The organism is Curtobacterium sp. MCLR17_036, from assembly GCF_003234445.2.
In the GTDB taxonomy this organism is placed as follows: Bacteria; Actinomycetota; Actinomycetes; order Actinomycetales; family Microbacteriaceae; genus Curtobacterium.
In genome coordinates this window covers 23,685-43,914 of record NZ_CP126269.1, presented here as the reverse complement: position 1 = coordinate 43,914, position 20,230 = coordinate 23,685, and the positions used below count along the sequence as shown (strand labels likewise).

General features: G+C 73.0%; 25 protein-coding genes and 1 tRNA gene. 14 read left to right on the top strand and 12 right to left on the bottom strand.

Going from position 1 to position 20,230, the window contains the following annotated elements; all coding sequences use genetic code 11:
• Window positions 1-106: 106 nt before the first annotated feature.
• Together DEI99_RS00225 and DEI99_RS00220 are read right to left on the bottom strand one after the other, a co-directional pair.
• The gene (locus tag DEI99_RS00225; RefSeq protein WP_111042684.1) at window positions 107-940 is read right to left on the bottom strand and encodes an NmrA family NAD(P)-binding protein; all 834 of its coding nucleotides are present in this window, start codon (window positions 938-940) and stop codon (window positions 107-109) included.
• 37 nt (window positions 941-977) lie between these two features.
• Window positions 978-1,604: a nucleoside/nucleotide kinase family protein gene (locus DEI99_RS00220; RefSeq protein ID WP_111042685.1), complete on the bottom strand. Its 627-nt coding sequence runs from the start codon at window positions 1,602-1,604 to the stop codon at window positions 978-980.
• Between the two features lie 72 nt (window positions 1,605-1,676).
• On the opposite strand from DEI99_RS00220, the gene DEI99_RS00215 reads away from it, so the two are divergent.
• Window positions 1,677-1,883 (top strand): VOC family protein, encoded by a 207-nt coding sequence (locus DEI99_RS00215; protein ID WP_258369562.1) that lies wholly within the window; start codon window positions 1,677-1,679, stop codon window positions 1,881-1,883.
• A gap of 6 nt (window positions 1,884-1,889) precedes the next feature.
• Here the strand turns inward: DEI99_RS00215 and DEI99_RS00210 are convergent, their stop codons facing one another.
• Both DEI99_RS00210 and DEI99_RS00205 read right to left on the bottom strand, forming a co-directional pair.
• Window positions 1,890-2,330, bottom strand: a complete 441-nt coding sequence (locus DEI99_RS00210; protein WP_111042686.1) for an NUDIX hydrolase — start codon at window positions 2,328-2,330, stop codon at window positions 1,890-1,892.
• Window positions 2,331-2,421: 91 nt separating this feature from the next.
• A complete protein-coding gene (locus tag DEI99_RS00205) occupies window positions 2,422-3,012 on the bottom strand; it encodes a TetR family transcriptional regulator C-terminal domain-containing protein (RefSeq protein WP_181434506.1) in 591 nt (196 codons plus the stop codon).
• A gap of 243 nt (window positions 3,013-3,255) precedes the next feature.
• Here DEI99_RS00205 and DEI99_RS00200 point away from each other — a divergent pair, with 243 nt between their 5' ends.
• Both DEI99_RS00200 and DEI99_RS00195 read left to right on the top strand, forming a co-directional pair.
• Complete coding sequence (locus tag DEI99_RS00200) at window positions 3,256-4,071, top strand: sugar phosphate isomerase/epimerase family protein (protein ID WP_181434507.1); 816 nt, start codon at window positions 3,256-3,258, stop codon at window positions 4,069-4,071.
• Window positions 4,068-5,183 (top strand): Gfo/Idh/MocA family protein, encoded by a 1,116-nt coding sequence (locus tag DEI99_RS00195; RefSeq protein ID WP_111042689.1) that lies wholly within the window; start codon window positions 4,068-4,070, stop codon window positions 5,181-5,183. The genes DEI99_RS00200 and DEI99_RS00195 overlap by 4 nt, the downstream gene beginning before the upstream one ends.
• 63 nt (window positions 5,184-5,246) lie before the next feature.
• On the opposite strand, the gene DEI99_RS00190 is transcribed toward DEI99_RS00195, so the two are convergent.
• The 3 genes from DEI99_RS00190 to DEI99_RS00180 form a co-directional block, all read right to left on the bottom strand.
• On the bottom strand, window positions 5,247-5,888 hold the full coding sequence (locus tag DEI99_RS00190; RefSeq protein ID WP_111042690.1) for a TetR/AcrR family transcriptional regulator: 642 nt from the start codon (window positions 5,886-5,888) through the stop codon (window positions 5,247-5,249).
• Window positions 5,889-5,983: 95 nt separating this feature from the next.
• Window positions 5,984-6,538: a MarR family winged helix-turn-helix transcriptional regulator gene (locus DEI99_RS00185; protein WP_111042691.1), complete on the bottom strand. Its 555-nt coding sequence runs from the start codon at window positions 6,536-6,538 to the stop codon at window positions 5,984-5,986.
• Between the two features lie 18 nt (window positions 6,539-6,556).
• Window positions 6,557-6,739, bottom strand: coding sequence for a hypothetical protein (locus tag DEI99_RS00180; RefSeq protein ID WP_111042692.1), 183 nt, complete (start codon window positions 6,737-6,739; stop codon window positions 6,557-6,559).
• 150 nt (window positions 6,740-6,889) lie between these two features.
• Between DEI99_RS00180 and DEI99_RS00175 the strand changes: the two genes are divergently transcribed.
• The 4 genes from DEI99_RS00175 (at window position 6,890) to DEI99_RS00160 (ending at window position 10,566) form a co-directional block, all read left to right on the top strand.
• The gene (locus DEI99_RS00175) at window positions 6,890-7,576 is read left to right on the top strand and encodes an SDR family NAD(P)-dependent oxidoreductase (RefSeq protein WP_111042693.1); all 687 of its coding nucleotides are present in this window, start codon (window positions 6,890-6,892) and stop codon (window positions 7,574-7,576) included.
• A 260-nt stretch (window positions 7,577-7,836) separates the two neighbouring features.
• A complete protein-coding gene (locus DEI99_RS00170) occupies window positions 7,837-9,048 on the top strand; it encodes a sensor histidine kinase (protein ID WP_111042694.1) in 1,212 nt (403 codons plus the stop codon).
• On the top strand, window positions 9,045-9,716 hold the full coding sequence (locus DEI99_RS00165; protein WP_111042695.1) for a response regulator: 672 nt from the start codon (window positions 9,045-9,047) through the stop codon (window positions 9,714-9,716). Before DEI99_RS00170 ends, DEI99_RS00165 begins: the two co-directional genes overlap by 4 nt.
• A gap of 94 nt (window positions 9,717-9,810) precedes the next feature.
• Window positions 9,811-10,566: an SDR family NAD(P)-dependent oxidoreductase gene (locus DEI99_RS00160; protein WP_111042696.1), complete on the top strand. Its 756-nt coding sequence runs from the start codon at window positions 9,811-9,813 to the stop codon at window positions 10,564-10,566.
• 12 nt (window positions 10,567-10,578) lie between these two features.
• Here the strand turns inward: DEI99_RS00160 and DEI99_RS00155 are convergent, their stop codons facing one another.
• Window positions 10,579-11,589, bottom strand: coding sequence for a matrixin family metalloprotease (locus tag DEI99_RS00155; protein ID WP_111042697.1), 1,011 nt, complete (start codon window positions 11,587-11,589; stop codon window positions 10,579-10,581).
• Between the two features lie 128 nt (window positions 11,590-11,717).
• Here DEI99_RS00155 and DEI99_RS00150 point away from each other — a divergent pair, with 128 nt between their 5' ends.
• Window positions 11,718-12,602 carry a phosphotransferase gene (locus DEI99_RS00150; RefSeq protein ID WP_220037174.1) on the top strand — a complete coding sequence of 295 codons (885 nt, stop codon included), beginning with the start codon at window positions 11,718-11,720 and terminating at the stop codon, window positions 12,600-12,602.
• Between the two features lie 17 nt (window positions 12,603-12,619).
• Here the strand turns inward: DEI99_RS00150 and DEI99_RS00145 are convergent, their stop codons facing one another.
• The gene (locus DEI99_RS00145; RefSeq protein WP_111042698.1) at window positions 12,620-13,558 is read right to left on the bottom strand and encodes an SDR family oxidoreductase; all 939 of its coding nucleotides are present in this window, start codon (window positions 13,556-13,558) and stop codon (window positions 12,620-12,622) included.
• Between the two features lie 126 nt (window positions 13,559-13,684).
• Here DEI99_RS00145 and DEI99_RS00140 point away from each other — a divergent pair, with 126 nt between their 5' ends.
• Window positions 13,685-14,530, top strand: a complete 846-nt coding sequence (locus DEI99_RS00140) for a helix-turn-helix transcriptional regulator (protein WP_111042699.1) — start codon at window positions 13,685-13,687, stop codon at window positions 14,528-14,530.
• A 28-nt stretch (window positions 14,531-14,558) separates the two neighbouring features.
• Here the strand turns inward: DEI99_RS00140 and DEI99_RS00135 are convergent, their stop codons facing one another.
• Window positions 14,559-15,377, bottom strand: a complete 819-nt coding sequence (locus DEI99_RS00135; protein WP_111042700.1) for an SDR family oxidoreductase — start codon at window positions 15,375-15,377, stop codon at window positions 14,559-14,561.
• Between the two features lie 374 nt (window positions 15,378-15,751).
• On the opposite strand from DEI99_RS00135, the gene DEI99_RS00130 reads away from it, so the two are divergent.
• From DEI99_RS00130 to DEI99_RS17195, 3 genes are read left to right on the top strand one after another with little or no spacing between them, the layout of a single operon-like run.
• On the top strand, window positions 15,752-17,518 hold the full coding sequence (locus DEI99_RS00130) for a pectate lyase-like domain-containing protein (RefSeq protein WP_111042702.1): 1,767 nt from the start codon (window positions 15,752-15,754) through the stop codon (window positions 17,516-17,518).
• A gap of 14 nt (window positions 17,519-17,532) precedes the next feature.
• Window positions 17,533-18,180, top strand: coding sequence for a glycoside hydrolase family 16 protein (locus DEI99_RS00125; protein ID WP_349774918.1), 648 nt, complete (start codon window positions 17,533-17,535; stop codon window positions 18,178-18,180).
• 12 nt (window positions 18,181-18,192) lie between these two features.
• A complete protein-coding gene (locus tag DEI99_RS17195; protein ID WP_349774917.1) occupies window positions 18,193-18,372 on the top strand; it encodes a glycoside hydrolase family 16 protein in 180 nt (59 codons plus the stop codon).
• 78 nt (window positions 18,373-18,450) lie between these two features.
• Here the strand turns inward: DEI99_RS17195 and DEI99_RS00120 are convergent, their stop codons facing one another.
• Window positions 18,451-18,609: a hypothetical protein gene (locus tag DEI99_RS00120; RefSeq protein ID WP_181434508.1), complete on the bottom strand. Its 159-nt coding sequence runs from the start codon at window positions 18,607-18,609 to the stop codon at window positions 18,451-18,453.
• Between the two features lie 213 nt (window positions 18,610-18,822).
• Window positions 18,823-18,909, bottom strand: a tRNA-Leu gene (locus tag DEI99_RS00115).
• 86 nt (window positions 18,910-18,995) lie between these two features.
• On the opposite strand from DEI99_RS00115, the gene DEI99_RS00110 reads away from it, so the two are divergent.
• Together DEI99_RS00110 and DEI99_RS00105 are read left to right on the top strand one after the other, a co-directional pair.
• Window positions 18,996-19,676, top strand: coding sequence for an FHA domain-containing protein (locus tag DEI99_RS00110; RefSeq protein WP_111042704.1), 681 nt, complete (start codon window positions 18,996-18,998; stop codon window positions 19,674-19,676).
• Window positions 19,673-20,224: an FHA domain-containing protein FhaB/FipA gene (locus DEI99_RS00105; protein WP_284180895.1), complete on the top strand. Its 552-nt coding sequence runs from the start codon at window positions 19,673-19,675 to the stop codon at window positions 20,222-20,224. Before DEI99_RS00110 ends, DEI99_RS00105 begins: the two co-directional genes overlap by 4 nt.
• Window positions 20,225-20,230 lie beyond the last annotated feature (6 nt).

Below are 20,230 nucleotides of genomic sequence, written 5' to 3'. Positions count from 1 at the left end.
GCGAGGGGCACCGGGCGGCCCACTTCCTGAGCAGGAACGGTCGAGTGGCCACGCGGGACCCGACACCTCCTGCTCACGGAGCGGGGCAGGTGCGCCACCCCGCGCGTCAGTCGGCCGTCAGGACCTCGCGCAGGGACACCGGACGCCGACCGGTCACCCGTTCGACGTCGCCGGAGACGTGCGACAGGGCGCCCTCGGCGATCGCCGTGTAGGTGCTCACCCACGCATCGGCCTGCCACGGCTCGGGCTGCCACCGAGCCCGCGAGGCGTAGGCCTCGTCCACGGTCTCCGGGTGGTAGGACACCGGGCGGCCCCGGACCTCGGACACGGTGGCCGCCGCCTCGGCAAGGGTGATCGCCGCGGGGCCGGTCAGCTCGTACGTGCGGTCGAGGTGCGCCGCCGGGTCACGGAGCACGGCAGTCGCGGCGCGTGCCACGTCGGCACGGGCCACCGCGGCCATCGCCCCGTCGCCAGCCGGGCCCCGGATCACGCCGTCCTCGCCGACCAGGTCCTCGACGAAGTCCAGGTAGAACGAGTCCCGCAGGAACGTGTGGCCGACATCGGTGGCCCGGATCGCCGCCTCGGTCGCCCAGTGGTCGCGACCCAGGGTGAAGGTGGCGTCGGCCGCCGCGCCGACGAACGACGTGTACACGACGTGTCGCACCCCGGCCGTCGCGGCGGCGGCCACGAAGGTGCGGTGCTGCTCGAGGCGGTCCTGCGCCTCGGCGCCGGAGACCATGAGGAGCACGTCGACGCCCTCGAGCGCCGCGCGGGCCGCCTCAGCGTCGGCGTAGGTCGCGACGGCGACCTCGGTGCCGGGCAGCTGCGGGGCACGCCCGGCGTCGCGCACGATCATCCGGAACGGGACGCCGTCCGCGGCGAGCGCGCGGGCGACCGCACCTCCGATGTTGCCGGTCGCGCCGGTGATGGCGATGGTCATGGTCGCTCCTTCGGTCGGGGTCGGGTCGGTCGCCCGGTCACGTCCACACCGTCCGGGAGGCACGGTGCACCGTGGGCGCGACCCTCGCCGCGTTCACGCCGTCGACCTCCACCGCCCAGGTGCGGGCCGCGTCGTGGTCGCGACCGTGCCGCATGTGGCGTCCGACGAGCCGGTCCACCCGGACGGCGTCGTCGACGACGCAGAACCAGGTCTCGGTCAGCAGGCCGCCGAGCGCGGGCCAGGGCTCGGCGTCGTCGAGCAGGTAGTTGCCCTCGGTGACCACGAGCCGGGTCGCGGCGGGGACGGCGATGCTGCCGGCGACGGGTTCGTCGACGCGACGGTCGAAGTCGGGCGCCCACACGACGGGCTCGGTGGGGTCCGCCAGCCGACGCACGAGCGCGACGTAGCCGTCAGCGTCGAAGGTGTCGACGGCGCCCTTGCGGTCGTGCCGACCGAGGGCGTCGAGCGCCGCGTTCGACAGGTGGAAGCCGTCCATCGGCACCTGCACCGCGGTGCCGGCGCCGAGGCGCTCGTCGACCGCGCCCACGATCCGGCGGGCGAGCGTCGACTTGCCGGCGCCCGGGGCCCCGGCGATGCCGAGCACCGTGCGGCGGCGGCCTCGGGCGAGCTCGACGGCGCGTTCGACGGCGTCGTCGGGGCGCATGCCGGGTCGGTCCACGGCATCATCCTGGCAGAGCGCGCCGACGTGCGGTCGCGGTGGTTCACTTCCTGCACGGTGCTCGACCTGCCCGTGCCGGACGTCGACGCCGCGGTGGCCGAGCTCACCGCGGCGGGCGTCACGTTCCTGCGGTACGAGGGGCTGACCGACGAGCACGGCGTCAACCGGCGGGGCGGGCCGCTCATCGCGTGGTTCACCGACCCGTCGGGCAACGTCCTCAGCGTCCTCGAGCAGGAGCAGCAGGAGCAGCCGCAGTCGCAGTAGCGCGCGTCAGCGGGCCAGCGCACCCGCCCAGCCGAGGGCGATCGGCACGAGCAGCCCGTGCCGGTGGTGCGGCAGGCCGGCGATCGGGATCCAGCGCGCCTCGTCGGTCGACCCGTCGACCTCGTCACGCAGGTCCCCGCCGACGACGGTCACCCGGAACACGACCTGCACGGCCTTCATCGGCCGGCCGTTGGCGTGCATCCGGCGTTCCGCGGGCACGACGTGGTGGCGGATCCCGAGCAGGGCGCCGACCTCGGACTCGTAGCCGGTCTCCTCGCGGACCTCGCGCACGACCCCCTGTTCGACGGTCTCGTCGAACTCGACGCCGCCGCCCGGCAGCGACCACGTACCGGCGTCCGGCCAGCGCAGCCGTGCCAGGAGCACGCGGTCGTGGTCGGTGATCACGCCGTAGGCGGCGAGCCGCGTGTCGTAGTCCGTGTACTCCATCAGCCGACCCTGTCAGGGACGTGCGCCGACGTCGGTGTGCCGCGCCGCGCCTCCCGACCGTCTCGCGGACACGTCCCGGGGACGGTGACCGTCAGACGGCGACGCGCGCCTCGGCCCAGCCGACGCGCATCCGGGTGACGGCACGGTCGAAGCCGGCCAGGGGTTCCGCGTCCTCGCGGAGCAGGGACTGCAGCTGCAGGCCCTCGTAGAGGGCCATGAGCTGCTCCGCGGCGTGCCGGGGCGACGCGCCGCGGGGCTCGCGGCCGGCGACGACGTCCCGCACCAGGGCGAGGGTGACGTCCTCGAAGGACTGGGTGTACTGCGCGTGGAACCAGCCGGCGGCCGGGTGACCGGGGTTCGACGCGGCACTGAGCACGGCGATCCGGAGCCGGACGAGCGCCGGTTCGGCGAGGCCGGCCTCCAACAACGCACGCAGGTAGGCGACGGCTCCGTCGCGCTCGGCGACGGCCCAGGCCGCACGGCGGCTGCCGTTCAGCCACCGGTCGGTGACCGCGACGACGAGCAGCTCCCACGTCGGGTAGACGCGGTGCAGCTCCGCGACCGCGACGTCGGCGCGCACCGCGACCTCGTCCGGCCCGACGCGGTGGAAGTCGGTGGCGCGGTACGCCTCGACGGCGGCGGCGACGATCCGTGCGCGGAGTTCGGTGTCGGGCGTCGGCATGGACACGATTGTGCGCGGCGGGTCCGGCAGGCGCGACCCGCCAGTCCGGGGGGTGCGGCGGAGCGGATCGACCCCGCAGCGGCCCGGACGGGCCCGGTGCCGACGGGCCGACGAAGCGCCGCGCAGCAAAACTACACACCGGGTGGTTTTTGGGGTAGCGTCGGTGACGATCTCGCCGTGGAGCATCGCTCCTCGTCGGGTCGCGACACCGCCAGGCAGTCAGGACCGAAGGAGCCTCCCGCAATGCCCACCACCTCTGTGCAGCTCTACTCGCTGCGCGACGCCATCGCCGAAGACCTCGACAAGGCGATCGCCCGTGTCGCCGAGATCGGGTACGAGAACGTCGAGCCGTACGCGTTCGTCGAGCGCGCCACCGACCTCGAGCGTGCCTTCGCGGCCACCGGCCTGCGCGCCCCGTCCGGTCACGTCGCCGTGATCGACGCCGAGGACACCGCGCCGATCTGGGACGCCGCCGAGCGCCTCGGCATCCGCACCGTCATCGACCCCTTCATCCCGACCGACCGCTGGCAGACCGCCGACGACGTCGCGAAGATCGCCGAGCGCGTCAACGAGCTGACCGCCGAGGCCGCCGCGCGCGGCCTGCAGTTCGGGTACCACAACCACCAGTGGGAGTTCACGAACAAGGTCGACGGCCGCACCGTCTACGAGCTCTTCGTGTCGCAGCTGTCGCCGGAGACCGTCCTCGAGGTCGACACCTTCTGGGCGACCGTCGGCGGCGCGGACGCCCCCGCCGTCCTGCGGTCCCTCGGCGACCGCGTCGTCGCGATCCACGTCAAGGACGGCAAGGTCGACGGTGACATCCGCACCGCACTGCCGTCGTCCGAGAGCGCACTGATCGTTCCCGAGGCCCTGCAGCGCGCCTTCGAGAACCAGACCCCGGCCGGCCAGGGCGACGTCGACGTGGCGGGCATCCTCGCCGCGGCGCCGCAGGCCATCCGCGTCGTCGAGTTCGACGCGTACAAGGGCGACGTCTTCGAGGGGATCACCGAGTCCCTCACCTGGCTCCGCGCCAACGACCACGCCGGGGACGCCGCGTGAGCCGCGTCGGGATCGGCATCATCGGTGCCGGCAACATCTCCACGCAGTACCTCGAGAACCTGACGCAGTTCGCCGACGTCGAGGTCCGGTTCGTCGCCGACGTCCTGCTCGACCGGGCCGCCGCCCAGGCTGCGGCCTACGGGGTCGCGGCGTCCGGCACCGTCGAGGAGCTCCTGGCCCGTGACGACATCAGCATCGTCATCAACCTGACGATCCCGGCGGCGCACGCCGAGGTCGACCAGCAGATCGTCGACGCCGGCAAGCACGTCTGGAGCGAGAAGCCGATCGCCACCGACCACGAGTCGGCCGCCGCGGTGCTCGCGTCGGCGCAGGCGAAGGGGCTGCGGGTCGCGACCGCGCCGGACACCGTGCTCGGCGCGGGCATCCAGACGGCGCTCCGCGCCATCGCCCGCGGCGACATCGGCGAGCCGCTGTCCGCGACGACGCTGTTCCACGTGCCCGGACCCGAGGCGTGGCACCCGAACCCGGACTTCCTGTTCGCGAAGGGTGCCGGCCCCCTGTTCGACATGGGCCCGTACTACGTCACCACCCTGGTGCACGCGTTCGGCACCGCATCGCGGGTGCAGGCCGTGTCCTCGAAGTCGCTCGACCGCCGCACGATCGCGTCCGGTGACCGTGCCGGCGAGACGTTCCCCGTCGAGGTCCCGACCCACCACGCCGCGCTCATCGAGTTCGCCGGCGGGCAGTCCGCCCAGTCGACGTTCTCGTTCCAGCACGCCCTGCCCCGCATGGGCTTCGTCGAGATCAACGGCACCCTCGGCACGATCTCGCTGCCGGACCCGAACACCTTCGAGGGCTCGTCACAGCTGTGGCGCTACGGCCAGGACGAGCCGGAGACCCTCGAGGCCGTCGGTTCCACCTGGGGCCGCGGCACCGGCGTCGTCGAGCTCGCCCGCGCGATCGCCGAGGACCGCCCCGAGCGCGCCTCGGGTGCGGTCGCGCTGCACGTCCTCGACGTGCTGCTCGGCATCCGCGACGCGGCCGAGTCGGGTTCCGCGGTCGAGATCACGTCGAGCGTGGAAGCGATCCCGCCGCTGCCCGAGGACTTCGACCCCGCGGCCGCGGTCCTGACGGCAGGCGTCGACGCGTAGGCACCGCACTGCACGAACAGGAACGGTCGGGCACCCTGTCGGGGGCCCGACCGTTCCTGTTCGTCACGACGGCGACGCGGGCGCCGACGGAGCGGGTGGCACCGGCGGCACCAGCGACTCGAGCAGGCGCAGCACCCGCTCGCTGTCGACGGCCTCCGGGTCGAGCAGCCACTGCACCTGCAGCCCGTCCGAGGCGGCGATGCTCAGGGAGGCCAGGTCGACGGGGTCGAGGTCCGCGCGGATGCGCCCCCGGGCCTGGTCGGCCTCGATGAGGGCGGCGAGGTCGGCCCGGAGCCCGGTGAAGCGCTGTCGCATGAACTCCCGGGTCGCCGGGTGGCCCTCCTGCACGGCGTCGGCGCCGAGCGTCGTGTACAGCTGCACGAGCCCCGGCACGGCTCGGTTGCGCAGGGCGCTGTCCCGCATGTCCCCGATCGCGGACAGCAGGCGGTCGGGAGCCTGCTGCTCCCGCACCTCGTGCTCGCGGTAGACGGCGAGCAGCAGTTCGTCCCGGCTCGGGAAGTAGTGGCGGAGTGCGGCGTGCGTGATCCCGAGGGCGTCGGCGACGGACCGCAGCGACGACGCGTCGACGCCCTGTTCGGCGACCATGCGGATCATCTCGTCGAGGATCTGCGCCCGGCGCTCGGCACCCTTGCGGTAGCCGCCCCGCCGCGGCGGGGCCGCGTCGTCGTCGTCGGCGTGCGTCATGCACCCAACTTACCGCTGGAAGGTTTTCCCGCCACCGTCGGACGGGAGGCCCGTGCCGGCGCCGCCACGGGCCTCCCGTCCGGCAGCCGGTCGCGTCAGCCCTGTGGGTCGGGTCGGTCCTGCTCGTCGACCGTGTACTCGTCGACCGGTGCCGGCGTACCGGCGGCGAGCGCCTCGACGACCCGGGACAGGGAGCGCGCGAGGACCTCGTTGTCGGCGTCGGACAGCTCGTCGACGGCCCCGACCACGGCCTCGTGGAAGCGGGCGTACGAGGCGTCGATCTTCGCGGCGGCGTGGTCGGTGGGTAAGAGCAGCTGCGCGCGGCGGTCGCTCGGGTGGGCGGTGCGCAGCAGCAGCCCCTTCTCGACGAGGGCGTCGACGATCTTCGTCACCGAGGCGTTCGACACGGCGAGCATCACGGCGAGGTCCTTCGGCCCCATCGTCCGGCCGTCCCGGTGCGCCTGGAGCAGGTAGCGGACCGCCAGGAACTCGTTCTTCGTCAGGTCGCTCTCGATGCGAGCCGACTCGATCTGTTGCTCCTCGGCGTGCTGCAGCTGGAGCAGGGCGTCGACGGCGGTCCTCGCGGCCTGGCTCCGGGGCTCGCGCGTGTAGAGGTGGGCGTGCTCTCGGCGGACGACGGTCAGCGGCATGTGCGCACGTGCTCCTGGTCAGGCGGTGGGGACGGCGAAGAAGTCACCGTAGGACGGCTCGGCGTGGCCGGCGAGCAGCGACGGGTCGGCGATGCGGCGCTCGACGTAGGCGTCGATCACGGCGGGGTCGGTCAGGCCGACGCGGGTGTGGCTGCTCCCGATCCGTGCGACCCGAGGCATCCCGGAGTACGTGCTGTGCATGTGTGGTCCCGCCCTTCTGCCGTGCGTCCCCTGCGGACGAGGTGACTCTTTCACAAGGTGAACGTTCTTCGCAACGAAACAGTTGTCGGCATGCACGTTTCGCGAAGTGAACGACCTGCGCCGGGCTCCGGACGGGCCTACGGTGGCGGCATGGACCTCGAACTGCAGCACCGCGTCGCCCTCGTCGTCGGCGGCAGGGGGTACGTCGGCGCTGCGGTCGCCGACCGCCTCCGGACCGAGGGTGCGACCGTCGTCGTCGCCTCGCGCTCCGCGGGGGACGACGACGCCTCGGTCACGATGGACACCGCCTCGCAGGCGTCCGTCGACGCGGCGGTGGCGACCGTCCTCGAGCGGTACGGGCGCATCGACGTCCTCGTGGTCACCGCCGCGCCGAGTGCCGGGACGCTCGACCCGGCGAAGCGGTCCGACCCCGCGCAGGTGCTCGACGCGATCGACGGCAAGGCGATCGGGTTCCTCCGGGTCGCCGCCGCGGTGCTGCCCGGCCAGCGGGAGGCCGGCCACGGCCGGGTCGTCGTGGTGAGCGGGCAGAACGCCTACCTGTCGGGCAACATCACCGCCTCGTTGCGGAACGCGGCCGTCGGTGTGATCGCGAAGAACCTCGCCGACGAGACCGCGGGAACCGGGGTGACGGTGAACGTCGTCAACCCCGGCACGGTGACGGACACCCCGACCGCCGCGGTGCGACCGGGTGCCGGCGGCGAGTCGAGCCCCGAGCAGATCGCCGACCTCGTGGCGTTCCTGTCGTCGCCGCGGTCGGTGGTGTCCGGCGAGTCGATCTCGATCGCGCACCGGGTGCTCGGCACCGTCACGTACTGACCCCGTGGCCGAGACCCGGCCCTGCCGGTTCACCCTGCGGGACGAACGCCCTTCCGCCCCTGGCCCGATGCCGTCGTGCCCGCGGTCCGTCAGGCTCGACGGCATGGACACCTCCACGAAGCACACGATCGCCACGCTGCTGCTCTGCGCCGCCATCGTCGTCGTGACCGTCGTCACGCTCGTCGCCGTGTCGCCCACGCCGTGACCCCGGGGAGCGCCGCCGGCACGCTGCCGTGCGGGCCCCGTGCGAAGATCGTGCCGTGACCGAACGGGGCAGGTTCATCCGGCCGCTCGCCACGCGTTCGATCGCCGTCGACGTGGCCTGGGCGGGCCTCGCGGCGTTCGTCTTCCTGCTCCCGATCGACCTCGCACTCGAACAGGCCAGCCTGGCCGCGGTGCTGACGGCATCGGCCGCGATCGCCCTGCGGCGGATCTCACCGTCGGCGTCGATGTTCATGATGGTCGCGCTCGGCATCGTCCAGGTCGGCGGCAGCGAGCGCCCCTCGCTCGTCGACCTCGCGATGTTCGTCGTCATCGGTACCGTCGCGGTGGTCGGCACCCGCACCGAGGTCATCGTCGCCGGCGTCCTCGCCTTCCTCGCCGGGGTCGGGGCGACGTTCTACCTCGCGGCGACCGGCTTCCGCTTCCTCGTGCTCATCAACGGCCCGCGCGACCAGGCGTTCCTGGCGCTGGCCGCACCCGTGACCGCGCTCCTCGGGGTGTGGGCGGGCGGGCTCGCCCTCCGCGCGTTCCGGTCCCGCGACCGCGAGTCGGAACGCCGGGCCGACGCCGAGGCCGCCGCGTCCCGCGCCGAGGCCGTCGCCACCCGGGCCGAGGCGACGGCCACCCGCGCGATCGACGTCGCCGAGTCGGAGCGCATCCGCGTCGACATCGCCCGCGACGTGCACGACGTCGTCGGGCACTCGCTCGCGGTGATCATCGCGCAGGCCGACTCGGTGCCGTTCCTCGACGACGAGGCACGCATCCGCGAGGTGAGCGCCACCATCGCGAGCACCGCCCGCAGCTCGCTCGTCGAGGTCCGGCAGGTCCTCGGCCAGATCGACGGGTCGTCGACGACCACCGACCCGGGGTCGCTCGACGCGATCGTGCAGGGCATCCGCGAGGCCGGCGTCCACGTCGACCACGCCGTCCGCGGCACCCCGGTCGTCCTCGGTCCGGAGCCCGGCACCGCCGCGCGCCGGGTGCTGCAGGAGATGCTCACGAACGCGCTCCGCCACGGTGCCCCCGGCGCCACCGTGGTCGTGCGCGAGACCTGGCGCGGAGCCGACCTGGTGTTCGAGGTCGAGAACCCCGTGGGCGACGGCTCGACCGGCGGCTCCGGCCGCGGCACGGCCGGCATGGAGTCCCGACTCACCGCACTCGGCGGGTCCTTCGACGCCGCCGTGCTCGACGGCGTGTTCACCGCACGCGCCCGCATCCCGTACGACGTCCAAGGGGGACCAGTCCGATGACCGAACCGATCAGGATCCTGCTCACCGACGACCAGGCGCTGTTCCGCGCAGGGTTGCGGGTGGTGCTCGACGCCCAGGACGACATGCAGGTGGTGGGTGAGGCGTCGGACGGGGCCGAGGCACTCGCCCTCATCCCGGAGCTCCGCCCCGACGTGGTGCTGCTCGACATGCGGATGGCGGGCGTGGACGGCGTCGAGACGGTGCGGCGGCTGTTCTCCGGCGCCGTCGAGGGGCCGCTCCCCCGTGTCGTCGTGCTCACCACCTTCGGGCTCGACCCGGCGGCGGCGACCGCGATCCGACTCGGCGCGAGCGGTTTCCTGCTGAAGGACACCACCCCGACGTTCCTGTTCGCCGCCGTGCGGGCGGTGCACGAGGGCAGCTCGGTGATCGCGCCGAACGACCTGGCGCAGCTGTTCGGCGCCGACGTCGCGCGCGCCCCGGCCCCGCAGCCGCCGGAGTTCGCGACCCTGACCGAGCGGGAGCGCGTCGTGTTCGGCTGGGCGTCCCGCGGCCTGTCGAACGCCGAGATCGCGACGAAGGAGTTCGTCACCGAGTCCACGGTGAAGACGCAGATCTCGAGCATCCTCGGCAAGCTCGCGCTGCGCGACCGGGTGCAGCTCGTCGTGTACGCCCACGACCACGGGCTCGCCGGCGCCCGGGGCGACTGACCGCGGACACGGCAGCGCGCACCCGGCGGGAGCGGGTACCGTCCCGGGCACCGACCGAACGATGCCCGGCCCGCCGGGCAGAGAGGGGCGATCGATGACGATCGACCAGACGACGACCGTGGCACGCGACCTGACGGACCGGACGGTGGTGGTGACCGGCGCGGCCGGCGGCATCGGCCTGCAGGTGGTCCGGCGCCTGCACGCCGCCGGTGCGGACGTGGTCGCGGTGGACCTGCGCGAGCCGTCCGACCTGCCCGACGGCGTGACGTCGGACACGGTCGACATCACCGACCCCGAGTCGCTCCGGGCACTCGCGGAACGCGTCGGCGCCGAGCACCCGGGGCGCATCGACCTCGTCAACGCGGCGGGCATAGTCGAGGACGACGTCGCCGCAGCGGAGATGTCCGCCGACCAGTTCCGCGGCGTCCTCGACGTCAACCTCGTCGGGGTGTTCCTGACGTGCCAGGCGTTCCACGACGTCATGGACGGCCGCGGTGAGGCGGCCATCGTGAGCATCGCGTCGATGTCCGGCAACCGGGTCGTCAACCACCCGCAGAAACAGGTCGCGTACAACGTCTCGAAGGCCGGTGTCGCCGCGCTCACCAGGACGCTCGCCGTCGAGTGGGGGCCGCAGGGCATCCGTGTGAACTGCGTCTCACCCGGCTACGTCGACACGCCGCTCCTGGCGAAGAAGCGCCACCAGTTCGACGAGTGGATGCGGGACATCGTGCCGGGCAGGTTCGCGCGGCCCGAGGAGGTCGCGGCGTCGATCCACTTCCTGCTGAGCGACGCGGCCTCGTACTGTCACGGCACCGAGCTGCTCATGGACGGCGGCTACTCGCTGCGCTGACCGGCGCGGGACTCAGCGGCGGGAGAGCGCCGCGAGTCCCCGCAGGTCCCCGAGGCCGAGTGTCCGCTGCGCCGTGTCGCACACCGTCGACGAGGGCTTCATGACGAGACCGGACCGCTGCGCGGTGTGCCCGAGCCCGACGGAGTGGCCCCACTCGTGCGTGGCGATCCCGCGCAGGTCGTACCGGGAGCCCGAGCACGTGGCGGTCGACGACCAGAGCTGCTTCGTCGAGTAGCGCTGGTCGGTCTCGAACGCGACGCCGTCCGTCCACGACCAGGTGCAGGTGAGCGCGAGCGTCAGACCGGGCAGCGGACCCCAGCCGACGACGCTCGTGCCGCTCGACGCGCCGCACCCGCCGCGGTCGGTGACGGCGGCGGCCTGCTTCGCGGTGCCGAGGTACCGCTGGGTCACCGACGAGCGGACGGTCTCGCCGCACGCCCCGACCTTCCCGGTCCAGGCCTGCGCCCCGGCCTGCACGGCGTCGGGCTTCGCGACCCGCGCCCCCGACGGGTTGTACCGCCAGTCGATCGTGGACTCCCAGTGCGCACCGGTCAGCGTGTACGCGGTGCTCCCGCAGCTCGCGGTCGTGCCGACGTGGCGTCCGGGTCCGGTGGTGGCGAGGCCGACGGCGCGCGTCCGCTGCTGCACGGCCGCCCGTTCCTGGCGGACGGCGGTCGGCGACCCCCGCCAGACGTCGTCCACCATGACGGCGACACCCGCCCGACCGCGGTTCACGACGACGACGTCGTCGTGGTCGTGGTCGCTGGCCGACACCGGCTCCGCGGACACCCGGACACCCGCCGACGGAACCACGAACGTCCGGCCGTCGTCGAGCGTCAGGGTCCCGCCGTCGACGCTGCAGCCGGTGCCGAGCACCCGGACCGACAGGTCCTCGTCGTGGCAGGGGGTCCCCGCTCGCAGTATGCCGACGTCCCACGTCGCCGCGGTGCCCGGCACGGCGACGAGCGCCGTCAGCACGAACCCGAGCACGACGGCGCCCACGGTGGTGGTCGAAGCGCGCATGGTGTCCCTTCCGGCGCGGGAGCCCCCAGCCCGGTGGCGGAGGACTGGAACAGTGTGCGGAGCGGCCGTGGACCCGACAAGACCCCCGAACGGCCGGTCCGCGGCCGGAGGTCGGGTACGGTGCCGTGGTGCAGTGGGAGCGGACACGGTGGGAGCGGACACCGTGGGGGCGGACCGGACTCGACGACCGGCAGGCGTCGTTCGTCCGCGCCGTGCTCCCGGGGGCCGAGGTGGTCGGCGACGACTCCTGGGGCCTCCTCGACACGATCGTCCTGCACGTCGTCGCCGAGGGGCGTGCCTACACGGTCAAGGCCTGCGGTCCGGACAACACGCACTTCCCCCGGGAACTCGAGGCGCACCGGCACTGGACGGCTCCCCTGCTCGCGACCGGGGACACCAACGCGCTCGTCGCGGTCGACCCCGAGCACCGCGTGCTCGTGGTCACGCGCGTCCCGGGGCACCTGGCTCTGGACACCCCCGACGCCACCGACCCGGACGTGCACCGGCAGGCGGGCGTGCTGCTGCGCCAGCTGCACGACCAGGGCACCAGGCACGACCCCGACCACCGGGTCCGCGAACACGCGAAGGCGCTGGCGGCGCTCGACGCCCCGCACCGCATCGCCCCGGGGACGGTCGACCGGGTCCGCGCGGTCCTCGGCGAGCGCCCCGGCGGCGGTGTCGTCGAGCCGCTCGTCCCGACGCACGGCGACTGGCACCCCCGCAACTGGGTCGTCGACGACGGGCACCTGCGGGCGATCGACTTCGGGCGCTTCGCCTGGCGACCGGCGACGGCGGACCTCACCCGGCTCGCGGTGCACCACTGGCAGCACGACCCCGTGCTCGAGGCCGCGTTCCTGGCGGGCTACGGCCGCGATCCGCGCGACCCGGAGCAGTGGCGTCTGCTGCAGCTCCGCGAGGCCGTCGGTACCGCGGTCTGGGCGTACGCGGTGGGCGACGAGGACTTCGAGGCGCAGGGGCACGACATGCTCCGCGACGCCCTCGCGGCCTTCTGACGCGCAGCCGGCACCGGTCACCCGGCGAGCCGCACCCCGGTGAGCTCGGCGGTGACGTCCCACAGGCGCGCCGCGTCGGCGTCCCGTCGCATCGGTGCCCACGGCTCCTGCCGCCCGGCGGGACCGCCGACGCCACCGGGTCCGGTCGGCCCGACGAACGCGTCGGCGAGGTCCTCGCGCGTGGCCGCGAGCACGGCCGGGTCGGCGGCGGTCTCGGGCGTCCCCACCAGCAGCCCGTGCGCCGACAGCCACCGGATGAGTCGCACCTGCGGGGTGTCCCGCGTGCGGCCCAACTCGGAGCGTGCGGCGAGGAGCGAGGTGGGTGCGACGCCGGGGTGGCTCACGGCGCTCGTGATGCCCCACCCGCCGGCGCGGCTGCGCCGACCGAGCTCGAAGGCGAAGAGGGCGCCCGCGAGCTTCGACTGCCCGTACGCCCGCCCACCGTGGTACCGCCGCTCGAACTGCAGGTCGTCCCAGTGCACGGACGCCCCGCGCGCCGCGACGCTCGACTGCACCACCACCCGGCCACCGGCGGCGCGGAGCAGCGGCAGCACCCCACCGACGAGCGCGGCGTGCCCGAGGTGGTTCGTGCCGAACTGCAGCTCGAACCCGTCCGCGGTCGTCGCCCGCTCGGGCGGCGTCATCACGCCGGCGTTGGCGACGAGCACGTCGATCGGTGCTCCGTCCGCCCGCAGCCGGTCGGTGAGCGCGGCGACCGAGGCGAGGGACGACAGGTCGGCGTCCTCGAGCACGAGCGCGGCGTCGGGTTGGCGGTCGCGCACCCGGGTGATCGCCGCAGCCCCCTTCTCGCGGTTGCGCACCGGCAGGACGACCTCGGCGCCGGCGGCGGCGAAGCGTCCGGCGAGCACGAGGCCGATGCCGTCGCTGCCGCCGGTCACCAGGACACGGTGACCGGTCAGGTCGGGGACGGACGGGTGGTCGTGGTGCTGCGGCATGGTCTGGTCCTCTCGCGGTCGGGCGCCGCGCTCGGTGCCCCACGCCGATGCTCGCCGGACCGCCGCCGCCGAGCCACGGCCTGACGATCCGTGGCTCCGGGGACCGCGTCGCGAGAGGATGTGCCCATGATCGATCGACCGGGCCTGGCGGAGTTCCTGCGCGGCCGTCGGGCAGCGCTGCAGCCGGAGGACGTCGGGCTGCCGCGCGGGCAGCGCCGCCGCACCGACGGCCTGCGCCGCGAAGAGGCCGCGATGCTCGCCAACATGTCCGTCGACTACTACGCGCGGCTCGAGCGTGAGCGGGGTCCGCAGCCCTCGGACCAGATGCTCGCCTCGATCGCCCAGGGGCTCCGCCTGAGCCTCGACGAGCGCGACCACCTGTTCCGGCTCGCCGGGCACCAGCCGCCGGCCGCGGGTCCCGGGGGCGACCACGTCGACCCGGGGATGATGCGGATCCTCGACCAGCTCGCCGAGACCCCGGCCGAGGTCGTCTCCGAGCTCGGCGAGACGCTGCAGCAGACCCCGCTGGCGGCGGCGATCACCGGGGACGCCCGCGAGCGCCGCGGCGACGCCAGGAGCGCGGGGTTCCGGTGGTTCACCGACCCCGCCGAGCGCGACCGCCGCCCGGCCGACGAGCACGACTTCACGTCGCGCATGTACGCCGCGGGGCTCCGCGACGTGATCGCCCGGCGTGGACCACGGTCACGGGCCGCGCAGCTGGCCGACCGCCTGCTCGAGCAGAGCGAGGAGTTCCGCACCGTGTGGGCGGCGCACGAGGTCGGCGTCCGTCCGGAGGCGGTCAAGCGGTACCTCCACCCGGAGGTGGGCGAGCTGACCCTGCACTGCCAGGTCCTGCAGGACGTCCGCCGCTCGCACACGCTGCTCGTGCACACGGCCGAGCCGGGGAGCGTGAGCGCCGAACGCCTGCGCCTGCTCGGCGTGATCGGCGCCGACGCCCACCGCGTCCGCTGACCCGGCCGCGACCGCGGCCCCGGCGGCGTCAGGCCCCGTGCGCCTCCTCGGACACCGGCTGCCACGCACGCCACGTGGCGAGCCGGGACTCGTAGTCCCGCTCCGCGATGCCGAGCGGCGCCTTGCCGAAGAACACGCGCAGCGGCGGCTCCTCGGCGTCGACGACCCGCAGGATCGCCGACCGCGTCGCCTCGGGCTTGCCCGGGTCGGCGGCCGACGGACGCTTCGAGGCGGCTTCGCGGACGTCGGCGTAGGCCGGGATCTCCTCGCTGCGCTTCGCCGAGGGGCCGGACCAGTCGGTCGAGTACCCGCCCGGCTCGACGAGCGTGACCGAGATGCCGAAGCCGGCGACCTCCTGCGCGAGCGACTGGGACAGCCCCTCGAGCGCCCACTTCGACGCGTGGTAGGCGCCGACGGTCGGGAACGCGCTGATCCCGCCGATGCTCGACACCTGCACGATGTGCCCGGAGCCCTGCTCGCGCATGACCGGGAGCGCCGCCTGGGTGACCCAGAGCGCGCCGAACAGGTTCGTCTCGAGCTGGGCGCGGACCTCGTCCTCGGTGAGCTCCTCGACCATGCCGAAGTGGCCGAAGCCGGCGTTGTTGACGACGACGTCGAGCGAGCCGAAGTGCTCGGCGGCACGCTGCACCGCGGCGAAGTCGGCGTCGCGGTCGGTGACGTCGAGCTGCAGCGCGAGGAACGTGTCCGGGTACTGCGTGACGAGCTCCTGCACGTCCTCGGGGTTCCGGGCCGTGCCGGCGACGGAGTCGCCGCGCTCCAGGGCGGCCTCCGCCCACTCGCGGCCGAAGCCCTTGGACGCTCCGGTGATGAACCAGGTCTTGCTCATGTGTCCTCCTCGGTCTGCCGTCGGACCACCGACGCCGTCTGACGCCGGACGACCGACGTGGTCTGCCGTCGGACAGCCAACGCCGCGACGTCCAGGACGATCCGCAGGATCCCGGTCCGGCGTGCGGCAAGCGGACACCACGGGCCGCACGCACCGGGCGCCGGGCGCCGGGCCTCCACGGTCGGGGCGCGGCGAACTCCAGGTCGACGTCGTCCGGGTCCTGCACGGACAGGACCAGCAGGCTGCACCCCCCCGTCCGGGGGACGGACTGGTCCGCCGATGCGCCGACTGCCTGAGCCGACGGACAGGTCTACCGTCTGTTGCGTGCGGCAACGGAGCCGTACGCGGACGAATCGAGCATCATGCAACGACGGATGAGCACGCTCCTCGCGATGGCCGTGAGCGTCGGGATCGTCGGGGTCGTGGCCCCGGCGGGCCCGGCCCAGGCGGTGACCACGAGCGACACCCCGGACTTCGGGAGCAGCGTCACGATCTACGATCCATCGGTACCGGCGTCGACCATCCAGGCCGACGTCGACGCCGCGTTCAACGCCCAACTCCGCAACCCGAGCGCACAGTTCGGGCAGCAGCGGCACGCCTTCCTGTTCAAGCCCGGCTCCTACGGGCGCGTCTGGGCGAACCTCGGCTTCTACACCTCGGTGGTGGGACTCGGGAAGAACCCCGACGACGTCACGATCAACGGCGCCGTCAACGTCGACTCCGGCTGGAACGCCGGCGACGAGAAGAACGCGACGCAGAACTTCTGGCGCTCGGTCGAGAACCTGGCGATCGTGCCGGAGGGCGGCACGGACCGCTGGGCGGTGTCGCAGGCCGCGCCGATGCGCCGCGTGCACGTCAAGGGCAACCTGACGATGGGGCCGTCGAACCAGGACGGTGGCCAGGGCTACTCGTCCGGCGGCTACATCGCCGACTCGAAGGTCGACGGCACGGTGACCTCCGGGTCGCAGCAGCAGTGGTACACCCGCAACTCCACGATCGGCTCGTGGCAGGGCGGCAACTGGAACATGACGTTCTCGGGTGTGCAGGGCGCCCCCGCGAACGACTTCTCGAAGAGCTACACGACGCTGGCCACCACGCCGACCACGCGTGAGAAGCCGTACCTGTACGTCGACTCGTCGAACAAGTACCACGTGTTCGTCCCGTCGCTGAAGCAGAACTCGACCGGCGTCACGTGGCCGAACACCGGCGGCACCGACATCCCGATGCGGAACTTCTACGTCGCCCACCCGGGTGACTCGGCGGCGACGATCAACAGCGCGCTGTCGCAGGGGCTCAACCTGTTCTTCACGCCGGGCACCTACCAGCTCGACGCCCCCATCGCCGTCACCCGTGCCGACACCGTCGTCACCGGCATCGGCTTCCCGACCCTCGTGCCGACGAAGGGCAACGCGGTCCTGACATCGACCGACGTCGCCGGGGTGAACGTCTCGAACCTCGTCGTCGACGCCGGCACGCAGAACAGCGCCCAGCTCGTCCGGCTCGGCACGAGCGGTTCGCACGTCGACCACGCCGCCGACCCGCAGAGCATCCAGGACGTGTTCTTCCGCGTCGGCTCGAGCATCCAGGGCAAGGCCACCACGACGCTGCAGGTCAACGCCGACGACACCCTCGTCGACCACATCTGGGCCTGGCGCGCCGACCACGGTGGTGCGGCCACGGGCTGGACGGTGAACACCGGCGCGACCGGTGTCGAGGTCAACGGCAACGACGTCCTGGCCACCGGCCTCTTCGTCGAGCACTACCAGAAGTACGAAGTGCAGTGGAACGGCAACAACGGCCGGACGATCTTCTTCCAGAACGAGATGCCGTACGACGTGCCGGACAACGCCTCGTGGCAGAGCCCGACCGGTGCCGGCTACGCGGCGTACAAGGTCGCGTCGAACGTCACGAACCACGAGGTCTGGGGCGGCGGCGTCTACTGCTTCTTCAACACGAACCCGTCGGTGCACGCCGACCGGGCGTTCGAGTTCCCGCAGACGGCCGGCGTGAAGGCGCACGGGCTCGTCACGGTCTCCCTCGGGGACACCGGGACCATCTCGAGCGTCGTGAACGGCGTCGGCGGTGCCGTCCCGACCCCCGCGGGCAACACCGCTCCGAACCGACTCGCCTCGTACAACTGATCCCGGGAGGGACGATGACGAACACCAGCAGCAGGACGCGACGTCTCGTCGCACTCACGGTCGCCGGCGCGGCGGCCCTCGCACTCGGCGTCACCCCGGCTCTGCAGGCGGCGTCGCCGGCGAGCGCCGCCGCGGGCGACGTCGTGTGGTCCCAGGACTTCGACGGCCCGGCGGGCAGCGCCCCGGACCGGTCGGCGTGGACCAACGAGACCGGTGTCGGCGGGTGGGGCAACAACGAGCTCGAGAACTACACCGACTCGCGCGACAACTCGGCGCTCGACGGCCAGGGCAACCTGGTCATCACGGCGAAGCGCGAGTCGGACGGCTCGTACACGAGTGCCCGCCTCACCACGCAGGGCAAGTACACGCCGCAGTACGGCCGGGTCGAGGCCCGCATCCAGATCCCACGCGGGCAGGGCATCTGGCCCGCGTTCTGGATGCTCGGCGCCGACCTGCCCCAGGTGGGCTGGCCGAACTCGGGTGAGGTCGACGTGATGGAGAACGTCGGGTACGAGCCCGCGACGGTGCACGGCACCGTCCACGGCCCCGGGTACTCCGGCGGCGCCGGGCTCACGTCGTCGTACCAGCACCCCCAGGGCTGGTCGTTCGCGGACACCTTCCACACCTTCGCGGTCGACTGGAAGCCTGGGTCGGTCACCTGATCCGTCGACGGCGTGGCGTACAAGACGGTGACCCCGGCCGACACCCGCGGCAACCCGTGGGTGTTCGACAAGCCGTTCTTCATCGTGCTGAACCTGGCGGTGGGCGGCAACTGGCCCGGCTACCCGGACGGGTCGACGCAGTTCCCGCAGCAGATGAAGGTCGACTACGTCCGCGTGATCGACAACTCCTGACCGCATACGGTCCACGGAACGGGACAGGAGGCGCGGTGCCGTCGGGCACCGCGCCTCCTGTCCGTCGGTCGGTCGCCGCTACTGCGGGTCGGCGGGCTCGCCGCCGGAGTCCGTGTCGCTGTCCTGCGCGGGGTCCTTGGTCGCGTCGCCCGTCGGCGACCCGTCCGGCAGGTCCTCGGTGTACTGCTGCTGTGCCTCGGTGGGGTCGCTCGAACCGTCCGGTGTCGTGTCGCTCATGCGGCGCACGCTACGCGGACCCGCACGACCGCCGTTCAGCAGGCCGTCCGGTCGGGCGGCGAGCGGGCGGTCGAGACCAGCCACACGGCGGACGGGAGGCACGGCGCGGCGCCGCCACGGGCCTCCCGTTCGGAACGGGTCGCGTCCTCGACGCGAGTCGGCCTTGAACGGAGAAGGCCCCCGGATTCCTCCGGGGGCCTTCTTCGTTCTGCCTGGTGCGCGAGGGGGGACTTGAACCCCCACGCCGTTTCCAGCACACGGACCTGAACCGTGCGCGTCTACCAATTCCGCCACTCGCGCCAGCCCCGAAACACTATCACGCACAGACGGCGCCCGACGCCAACCACTACCATGCAGTGGTCAGACGACCGAGACACTGGAGACGCATGGGCCTGTTGGACAACTTCGAGCGGGGGTTGGAGCGTGCCGTCAACGGCGCCTTCGCGAAGACCTTCCGCTCCGGTGTGCAACCCGTCGAGATCTCCAGCGCACTCCGTCGCGAGCTCGACACGAAGGCCGCGGTGGTCTCCCGCGAGCGGATCCTCGTGCCGAACGAGTTCACGGTCCGCCTCGCCCCGCCGGACTTCACCCGGATGCACGACGTCGGCCAGCCGCTCGTCGACGAGCTCACGCAACTCGCCCACCAGCACGCCGTCGCCCAGAACTACTCGTTCTCCGGGCCCGTCACGATCCGGCTGCAGCAGGACGGCACCCTGTCGACCGGCATCCTGCAGATCGACTCCACGACGGTGCAGCGCGACGTCGCATGGATCGCCGTGCTCGACATCGGTTCCCAGCGGCACCGGCTGCAGCGCGGCCGCACGGTGATCGGCCGCGGCAGCGACGCCGACATCACGATCGCCGACACCGGGACGAGCCGGAAGCACGTCGAGGTGGTCTGGGACGGCAAGCACGCGCAGGCCACCGACCTCGGCTCGACGAACGGCTCGAAGCTGAACGGGCAGCACTTCCAGCAGGCGATCGTGGAGCCGGACTCCACCATCGAGATCGGTCGTACCCGTATGGTGTTCCGGGTGATCCCCGAGAACGACGGAGGTAGTCGATGACAACAGGGCTGACCCTGCTCGTCCTGCGCTTCGCGTTCCTCGCGGTGCTCTGGCTGTTCGTCTTCGTGATCGTCTTCGCGCTCCGCAGCGACCTCTTCGGTCAGCGCGTGCGCACGATCCCCACCGACCCCAAGGCCGCCCCGTCGGGGCCGACCACCCCCACCATCCCCGCGGCAGCCGCTCCCGGCCCCGTCTCCAGCGGTGCGTTCACCGACCTGATCGGCCAGCCCGGCACCGCGCAGCAGTCGTCCGCGCCGGCCGCGACCCGCCTCGTCATCACCGAGGGCGCCCGTGAGGGCATGGAGATGCCGCTCGGCGGCGGGCCGATCACGATCGGCCGCTCCAGCGAGTCGAACGTCGTCATCCGCGACGACTACACGTCCACCAACCACGCCCGCCTCGACCTGCGGGCCGACGGCTGGCTCCTGACGGACCTCGAGTCCACGAACGGCACCTTCGTCAACGGTCAGCAGGTGAGCGCTCCCGTCATCGTGCCGGAGCGCACGCCGATCACGATCGGGACGACGACGTTCGAGCTGCGGCGGTAACCCGGC

Excerpts from the sequence above, each read along its gene's own strand:
- DEI99_RS00225 (WP_111042684.1), bottom strand. The coding sequence starts at position 940 with ATGACCATCGCCATCACCGGCGCGACCGGCAACATCGGAGGTGCGGTC.
- DEI99_RS00220 (WP_111042685.1), bottom strand. The coding sequence starts at position 1,604 with ATGCGCCCCGACGACGCCGTCGAACGCGCCGTCGAGCTCGCCCGAGGC.
- DEI99_RS00210 (WP_111042686.1), bottom strand. The coding sequence starts at position 2,330 with ATGGAGTACACGGACTACGACACGCGGCTCGCCGCCTACGGCGTGATC.
- DEI99_RS00205 (WP_181434506.1), bottom strand. The coding sequence starts at position 3,012 with ATGCCGACGCCCGACACCGAACTCCGCGCACGGATCGTCGCCGCCGCC.
- DEI99_RS00200 (WP_181434507.1), top strand. The coding sequence starts at position 3,256 with ATGCCCACCACCTCTGTGCAGCTCTACTCGCTGCGCGACGCCATCGCC.
- DEI99_RS00190 (WP_111042690.1), bottom strand. The coding sequence starts at position 5,888 with ATGACGCACGCCGACGACGACGACGCGGCCCCGCCGCGGCGGGGCGGC.
- DEI99_RS00185 (WP_111042691.1), bottom strand. The coding sequence starts at position 6,538 with ATGCCGCTGACCGTCGTCCGCCGAGAGCACGCCCACCTCTACACGCGC.
- DEI99_RS00180 (WP_111042692.1), bottom strand. The coding sequence starts at position 6,739 with ATGCACAGCACGTACTCCGGGATGCCTCGGGTCGCACGGATCGGGAGC.
- DEI99_RS00175 (WP_111042693.1), top strand. The coding sequence starts at position 6,890 with ATGGACCTCGAACTGCAGCACCGCGTCGCCCTCGTCGTCGGCGGCAGG.
- DEI99_RS00165 (WP_111042695.1), top strand. The coding sequence starts at position 9,045 with ATGACCGAACCGATCAGGATCCTGCTCACCGACGACCAGGCGCTGTTC.
- DEI99_RS00160 (WP_111042696.1), top strand. The coding sequence starts at position 9,811 with ATGACGATCGACCAGACGACGACCGTGGCACGCGACCTGACGGACCGG.
- DEI99_RS00155 (WP_111042697.1), bottom strand. The coding sequence starts at position 11,589 with ATGCGCGCTTCGACCACCACCGTGGGCGCCGTCGTGCTCGGGTTCGTG.
- DEI99_RS00145 (WP_111042698.1), bottom strand. The coding sequence starts at position 13,558 with ATGCCGCAGCACCACGACCACCCGTCCGTCCCCGACCTGACCGGTCAC.
- DEI99_RS00140 (WP_111042699.1), top strand. The coding sequence starts at position 13,685 with ATGATCGATCGACCGGGCCTGGCGGAGTTCCTGCGCGGCCGTCGGGCA.
- DEI99_RS00135 (WP_111042700.1), bottom strand. The coding sequence starts at position 15,377 with ATGAGCAAGACCTGGTTCATCACCGGAGCGTCCAAGGGCTTCGGCCGC.
- DEI99_RS00130 (WP_111042702.1), top strand. The coding sequence starts at position 15,752 with ATGAGCACGCTCCTCGCGATGGCCGTGAGCGTCGGGATCGTCGGGGTC.
- DEI99_RS00125 (WP_349774918.1), top strand. The coding sequence starts at position 17,533 with ATGACGAACACCAGCAGCAGGACGCGACGTCTCGTCGCACTCACGGTC.
- DEI99_RS00120 (WP_181434508.1), bottom strand. The coding sequence starts at position 18,609 with ATGAGCGACACGACACCGGACGGTTCGAGCGACCCCACCGAGGCACAG.
- DEI99_RS00110 (WP_111042704.1), top strand. The coding sequence starts at position 18,996 with ATGGGCCTGTTGGACAACTTCGAGCGGGGGTTGGAGCGTGCCGTCAAC.
- DEI99_RS00105 (WP_284180895.1), top strand. The coding sequence starts at position 19,673 with ATGACAACAGGGCTGACCCTGCTCGTCCTGCGCTTCGCGTTCCTCGCG.